The following is a 6,512-nucleotide window of genomic DNA, read 5'->3' as shown; positions in this document are numbered from 1 at the left end:
GGATTGGTACGGGCTCCGACAACGGAACGTGGATATCCACCTCCTATCTCATCGGAGAAATCATCATGATCCCGCTGACGGATTTCTTCACGCGAGTGTTTTCGTTCCGCAGGTTTCTGCTCGGCAGCACCTGCCTGTTCCTCCTCTTTTCAGTCGCGTGCGCTTTCACGACAAGCCTCGGGCAGATGATCGTCCTCAGGGGTTTTCAGGGCTTCGCCGGCGGCGTGATGATCCCAATGGCATTCACCCGCGTGCTGACGTCCTTGCCACAACGCCAGCAGCCGGTTGGCTTGGCAGCATTTGCGCTCACGGCCACTTTTGGGCCTGCGATCGGACCGACTATCGGCGGTTACCTCACCCAGCACTATGGCTGGGAGTTTATCTTCTTCGTCAATCTCGTGCCGGGAGTCCTGATGCTCGGCCTGCTTTTTCCAACCCTCGAGCGGGAGAGGATGAACCTTTCGCTGTTGAAGGAGGGGGATTGGTATGGCATCGCCTTCATGATTGTTGGGCTTTCCTGCCTCCAGACCGTGCTCGACGAGGGCAACAAGAATGGCTGGTTTGGCTCGCCGCTCATCGTTCATCTATCGATCGTTGCCGTCGTCGCCCTTGCGGTCTTTGTCGCCATAGAGCTGACCGTTGATAGGCCTGCCGTTCAACTGCGGGTGCTCGTCCACCGTAACTTCGCGCTCGGAACCCTAGCCAACATGCTGGTCGGCGTCGCGCTGTTTGGCTCGGTCTATGTGCTCCCGGCCTATCTGAGCCAAGTCCAAGGGTACAATTCCGAGCAGATTGGTATGGTGTTGGCCTGGGTCGGGCTGCCCCAACTGGTAATTATTCCGTTCGTTCCCTGGTTGCAGAAGCATTTGAGCGCACGTGCAATCGTCTGCGCCGGGCTCGCGATCTTTGCAGCGAGCTGTTTCATGAACACGCATCTTAACGTGAATGATGGCAGCGATCAGTTCGTGACCACGAATTTCATCCGTGCATTCGGCCAGGCCATCGTCCTTGCTCCGCTTGCCGGTATTGTGATGGTCGGCATACCTAGCGAACTCTCCGGTGCGGCGTCCGGGGTTCTCAATATGATGCGCAGCCTCGGTGGGGCGCTGGGAACGGCCATGCTGGCAACACTGATCACCAGGCGGGAGCAATTCCATTCCAACATTATCGGGCAGTCTGTCACGCCCTACAGCGAGCCCACCGAGCAGTTCATATCTCGAATGACGGAATACATTATGTCGCGCGGTGTCTCAGACGAGAGTCTAGCACGCCACCAGGCGGAGGCCTTTCTCGGGAAGCTCATCGCGCAGCAGTCCCTGATCATGGCCTTCTCCGACACGTTCTACGTCCTTGGCATCATCTTGCTGGTGGCGGCGGTGGCGGTGCTGTTCACCCGGAGCCGTAGTCCAATGTGACAGGGTGCCGGGAGATCGACCTTCCCGCAGCTTCCGTCGCCGCGGTAGCCCGACAGGCCGAAGACGTCGTCTGGCTAGTGAATTCTCGTGTTGAACTGAAGTCGATTGCCACGGCCCGGAGGCCGACGAGCGTCATCGACGCATCCAGCTGCCTGCCAGTCATCCCTATGAATACTGGAACAGCCAAACCACAGAGCGAGCCGGACTGTACCTTCAGACGACCAGATCGGCCGATCTGACAGCTAATCGCGTGGGTCTCCCCCGACTTACATGCATCTAAAAGGAGTAGAGCAATGAATCCCCAACTGACTGACATCGAACAGGTCCGACGTGCCAAGGCGAGATACTGCCGTTTCGTCGATACCCGAGACCTGGAACAATTCGCCTCCCTTTTAGAGCCGACAGTCGAGGTTCGGGTCTTCAGCACCGAAGGCGAGCTCATCGCAAGCTTCGATGATCGCGAGAGCTATATGGACGCCATGCGGAGCTACATTCAAGGTTCGCACTCGATCCACCAGCTTCACAACGACGAAATCGATCAGATTTCGCAAACGGAGATCACCGCCATTTGGTCGATGGAGGACGTGCTTGTCTTTCCTGGAGCGGCCGCCGGTCTTCCGGCTCGGATCAAGGGCTACGGACATTATCATGAGCTATGGCGACTTGGCCCCTACGGTTGGCGTCTCGCGCGCATGACGCTTCGCCGGACGATCTTCGAAGTCACCAACGCGTAGGAGGCGATCATGGTTGGAAATCCGATTCATGTCGGAATTATCGGAGTGCACCCCGACAATGGCTGGCCGACGATCGCACACAAGGCGGCGGATGAAAGGCTGCTCGAATATCGCGTCACCACCATCAGCAGCAACCGGGTGGAGGTAATAAAGGTTGCAGCCGAGGGATTTGGCATCCCACATGCCGATACGAACGAGACGCTCGTCAATGATCCGGGCGTAGGTGTCGTCGTCGCGGTCACGGTGACGCAGCACAGGGAACTCGCAATCCGATTGCTCGAAGCAGGCAAGATCGTCTTCTGCGAGTGGCCTCCGGAGGCCTACGGTGCCACACGCCTTCAGGAAGTGCCATCGCCGAGCGTGGGCCTGAGTTCCCCGCGTCCCGTCTCCGACTTGAGGAACAACGCCCGCCTCGCACAGACCTTGGACGGCGCGGTTGACCTCCAGAGTCTAATCAATGCGATCGAATGTAGCGAGGGGGAGGCGGTCGATGTCTGAGACGATGCTGGCGCTTATAATGACGCGAGCGGGCGGACCCGAGGTCATGGAAACGCGCGAGATCGCCCGGCCGCGCATTGCGAACGATACGGATATTCTGGTTCGCGTGATGGCGGCGGGGGTAAATCCGGCCGACTGGCAGAACCGCCGCAATGGCGCGGTGTATGGGACTGGCCCGCGGGACGCATTCACCATCCTCGGCATTGACGGTACTGGGATTATTGAAGAGGTGGGTTCGGCAATCACCCATCTCCGTCCCGGGGACGCCGTCTGGTATGTCGATGGCGGCTATGCCGGCAATTTCGGCAGCTACGCCGAATACAAGGTGCTCAACGGGCATTATGCCGCGCGGAAACCCGTCAGCCTAGGCTTCGTCGAGGCAGCGGCGTTGCCGACGGTGGCGCTCACGGCCTGGGAGGCAGTATTCGAGAAGGCCGATGCCAAGCCGGGTAGCTTCGCCCTGGTGCATGGCGGCGCAGGAGGACTTGGACATATCACTATACAATACCTGCGCAGGCTCGGCGCCCGTATCGCGGCAACCGTCTCAGGCGACGCAAAAGCTGCCTTCGTGCTGTCACTTGGTGCTGAACTGGCGATCCAATATCGCGAGGAGGACGTTGCCGCCGCCTTGCGCCGCTGGACCGGAAAAGCCGGCGCGGATATCGTCTTCGACTTCGTGGGGCACGAGAATTTTGCGCGAAGCTTCGACCACGCCGCGCCGTTCGGCACTCTGGTGAACACCGTCGTCTCGCCATGGCCGAAGGGAAGCAACGATTCAGCGGAATGGAACAATCTCGACGTCCGCTTCGTCAATATCGGACAGCCGCAGATCGCGGGCGATCATCTTCGCCGGCTGAGACAGACCGATGTCTTGCGGCGGGTTGCCGGGATGGTCGATCGCGGCGAGCTGCACCCTCATGTCGACCGGGTGGTGTTGTTCGGCGGTGTTGGCGCGGCACACGAAGCTTTGGAGAACGGCCGTACGATGGGTCGTGTCGTCCTTTCCATTGCTCCGGACCTGGCTGCCTAGCGCCGGCGACCAACCACTGTTCATGTCAGTAAAGATCACACCATGGACATGGGACTTGTTGGAAAGCGCGTCCTCGTGATCGAACCGAGCACCGGGCTCGAGGCGATGGTGGAGGTATTCGCCGCGGAAGGTGAAGCCGCTTTCGTGCAGGGGCGGGACGAAGCCTGCGCGCAGGCCTTGGCCGAGTCGATCTTTGACGCCGGCGGTCGAGTCTAATGCGACCGCGTGCAGCGCTTCATCCGGCGGGGGGGACCGGGGCGCGACGCTGCTCGTCGACTGCGTGAAGCAGTCCGCATCGGCCGCGAGTTCGGGGTGCTTGGCATCACTTTCTCGAAGTCAAGATGGAAGTCGTGGGCCGACCGAGCCGAGTTGAATCCAAAGGCCGACCCATTCACCTGAAAAGACCGAGCCCGAGTTCTTCACTGACAAGATCTTTATGATGAAAAGGTGAACCATGCCGAAATATCACATTGGCGATCACGTCACTTGGAACTCGGAAGCGGGATCTGCGAGCGGCAGTATCATACGAATCCATGAAGAGGATTTCGTTTTCAAGGGATACACCCATCACGCCTCCAACGAAGAGCCGCAATATGAAATAAGGAGTGACAGAACGGATCATATCGCAGCCCATATAGAGAGGGCGCTCTCCAGAAAGCTGTGATCATGCAGTTCTATTCAATTGGCCATTCTACACGCTCTTTTCGCCAGTTTGCGGCGATTCTCGAACGCGCCTCTATAGACCTGATTGCCGACGTGAGAGCGTTTCCCCGGTCGCGCCGTAATCCCGAGTACAACATAGACATATTGCCGATCACTCTGGGCGCGTCCAGTATTTCTTATGAGTATTTTGCTGACTTGGGTGGCCGCCGACAGTGGCAAGTCGACGTGCCTGATTGCTGCAATGCGCTTTGGCGAAATCGCAGTTTTCACAACTACGCGGACTATGCACTATCAGACGCTTTTCAAGACTCTCTCGACGCGCTGATCTCACGAGGCAGCACAAACAAACTGGCGGTGATGTGTTCGGAGGCCGTCTGGTGGCGTTGTCATCGACGAATAATCGCGGACCATCTTATTTCACGCGGCCACGCCGTTTGTCACCTGATGGGCCTGGGGCAAATGAGCCGGGCGACGCTCACCGCAGGTGCGGTTGTTATAGAGCATGGACGTGTGGTTTATCCGCCCAGTGAGTCTGACTAGCGAAGCTGGCCCCATTTTACCGCCCTTAGGTCGACCTGACGGGGGCGCCGCCGATGCGTTGAGTGCGTCGAAGGATCTGAATCACGACCAGATCAAATGTATTCGCGAACATCCGTCGTGGGCGTTCTCTGGATGCTGTAGTCACTGGCGTGCCGGTTCCGTGACATAGCAGGGATAGTCTGCCTGCGCCCGCGAAGACCTTGCAGCGTCCAACTCGATAATGACGATTGGTCGGTCAGATGATGTCGTTGCAAGCAGCCGCCCGCCGGGAGCAAAGGCGAAGCCGCGACCGCCGAAGAGCGGCCCCTGATGTCCAAGCCGGCCGCTCCGGTTTGAACTGACCACGTAGCAGCCACTCACAAGCGCAGCCATCGCGCCGGCGATCTGCCAGGACCGGTAGTCTGGGCCAGTTGCGCGCGGCAGAGCAATTAGGCTGGCGCCGTTGCGTCCATATGCGCGAGCGTGTTCATTGAACATCGCCTCGGTGCATAAGAGCACACCCGCCATAACGCCGCCAACCTGCGTCGTCGTGAAGTCGCGCGCGGCGGTGGCATACCACTCGGTCTCGTGCCATCCGGGCTCCGCTGGAAAATACTGTTTTCGGTGTACTGCTCGGATCTGGCCATCCTCGATCACCACCGCCTCATTCGCAAGACGGTCTCCTTCCCAAATCGGGCGCGAGGTCAGTACCGTCGGCACCTCCAAAGCAGACAGCGCCGCTAAACCCTGATCGTGGAGCGCAATGCTAGCCGTCGCGATGCTCGCATTGAAACGGCTGCTTGAGGCAATCCAATTTCCAAATGGCAATTCGTTCGTGATGAGCAAGTCGGGCCGCTCGCTACGAACGCGTCTTGAGATATCGGTCCAAAGCGAACCGCGAGGTTGCAGGCCGTCTGGCCATTCGACAAAGCCGATACGCATTTACCCTCCGCCACAGCTTTCTCATCGTGGATCTTATGCGACGCCGACGACGGGAAATGAATGCAATCTCTCTCGCCTCGGGAGGCTTTTGACAGCACGTGATGGTCCATTCTAGCTGGCCAGCCAGCCGTTCGGATTGTGCTCATGTCTAGTCGAAAAAACCAATGGTACGATTCTCGCTCTGCCGTTTCCTGACTAGCCTCCAACCGTGAACTTAACCCTTGGAGGCGACGGACATGGACGTACAAGCACTTACTCCGGCATTCAGATTCAATCGCCGCGAGATGGTGGCCGGTATGGCGACCCTTGCGGCCACGCCACTGCTTCCCGTTCCAGCGTCCGCGCAGGACGCCAACCCTCTTTCTAAAGGAGAGCATCTAATGAGCAGCGGATACATCACGACAAGGGACGGCACGGAGATCTTCTACAAGGACTGGGGCCCCAAAAGTGCCCAACCTATCCATTTCCACCACGGCTGGCCGCTGTCTGCCGACGACTGGGACAACCAGATGCTATTCTTTCTGGCGAACGGATATCGAGTCGTCGCCCACGACCGCCGCGGCCATGGCCGTTCGACTCAGGTAGCCACCGGCAACGATATGGACCATTACGCCGCCGACGCCGCCGCCGTGGTCGAGCATCTTGACCTCCGGGATGTCATCCATATCGGCCACTCGACGGGTGGCGGCGAGGTTGCCCGCTATGTAGCCA

Annotated in this window: 9 protein-coding genes; 8 read left to right on the top strand and 1 reads right to left on the bottom strand. The window is 59.0% G+C overall.

The genetic code is table 11. The annotated features are described in order from the left end of the window. From EN893_RS13495 to EN893_RS13470, 7 genes are all read left to right on the top strand, one after another. The coding region (locus EN893_RS13495) for a DHA2 family efflux MFS transporter permease subunit (protein WP_128361586.1) at positions 1–1,415 on the top strand (1,415 nt) is incomplete at its 5' end. Between the two features lie 293 nt (positions 1,416–1,708). Next, positions 1,709–2,149 (top strand): nuclear transport factor 2 family protein, encoded by a 441-nt coding sequence (locus EN893_RS13490; RefSeq protein WP_127269552.1) that lies wholly within the window; start codon positions 1,709–1,711, stop codon positions 2,147–2,149. A 9-nt stretch (positions 2,150–2,158) separates the two neighbouring features. Then, a complete protein-coding gene (locus EN893_RS13485) occupies positions 2,159–2,647 on the top strand; it encodes a Gfo/Idh/MocA family oxidoreductase (protein ID WP_127269553.1) in 489 nt (162 codons plus the stop codon). Then, on the top strand, positions 2,640–3,677 hold the full coding sequence (locus EN893_RS13480; RefSeq protein ID WP_127270672.1) for a zinc-binding dehydrogenase: 1,038 nt from the start codon (positions 2,640–2,642) through the stop codon (positions 3,675–3,677). The genes EN893_RS13485 and EN893_RS13480 overlap by 8 nt, the downstream gene beginning before the upstream one ends. Positions 3,678–3,719: 42 nt before the next feature. Continuing rightward, positions 3,720–3,893 carry a hypothetical protein gene (locus EN893_RS38085; RefSeq protein ID WP_164748740.1) on the top strand — a complete coding sequence of 58 codons (174 nt, stop codon included), beginning with the start codon at positions 3,720–3,722 and terminating at the stop codon, positions 3,891–3,893. Between the two features lie 238 nt (positions 3,894–4,131). After that, complete coding sequence (locus tag EN893_RS13475) at positions 4,132–4,341, top strand: DUF2945 domain-containing protein (RefSeq protein WP_127270674.1); 210 nt, start codon at positions 4,132–4,134, stop codon at positions 4,339–4,341. Between the two features lie 2 nt (positions 4,342–4,343). Beyond that, the gene (locus tag EN893_RS13470; RefSeq protein WP_206517121.1) at positions 4,344–4,880 is read left to right on the top strand and encodes a DUF488 domain-containing protein; all 537 of its coding nucleotides are present in this window, start codon (positions 4,344–4,346) and stop codon (positions 4,878–4,880) included. Between the two features lie 141 nt (positions 4,881–5,021). On the opposite strand, the gene EN893_RS13465 is transcribed toward EN893_RS13470, so the two are convergent. Continuing rightward, positions 5,022–5,801, bottom strand: coding sequence for a carbon-nitrogen hydrolase family protein (locus tag EN893_RS13465; RefSeq protein ID WP_127270679.1), 780 nt, complete (start codon positions 5,799–5,801; stop codon positions 5,022–5,024). A gap of 380 nt (positions 5,802–6,181) precedes the next feature. Between EN893_RS13465 and EN893_RS13460 the strand changes: the two genes are divergently transcribed. Further along, positions 6,182–6,512, top strand: a 331-nt coding sequence (locus EN893_RS13460) for an alpha/beta hydrolase (protein ID WP_245490827.1), incomplete at its 3' end; no start/stop codon positions are given.

Origin of the sequence: Mesorhizobium sp. M7A.F.Ca.CA.004.04.2.1, assembly GCF_004022825.1 — a bacterium.
Lineage (GTDB): Bacteria > Pseudomonadota > Alphaproteobacteria > Rhizobiales > Rhizobiaceae > Mesorhizobium.
This window is presented reverse-complemented; position numbering and strand designations above follow the sequence as displayed.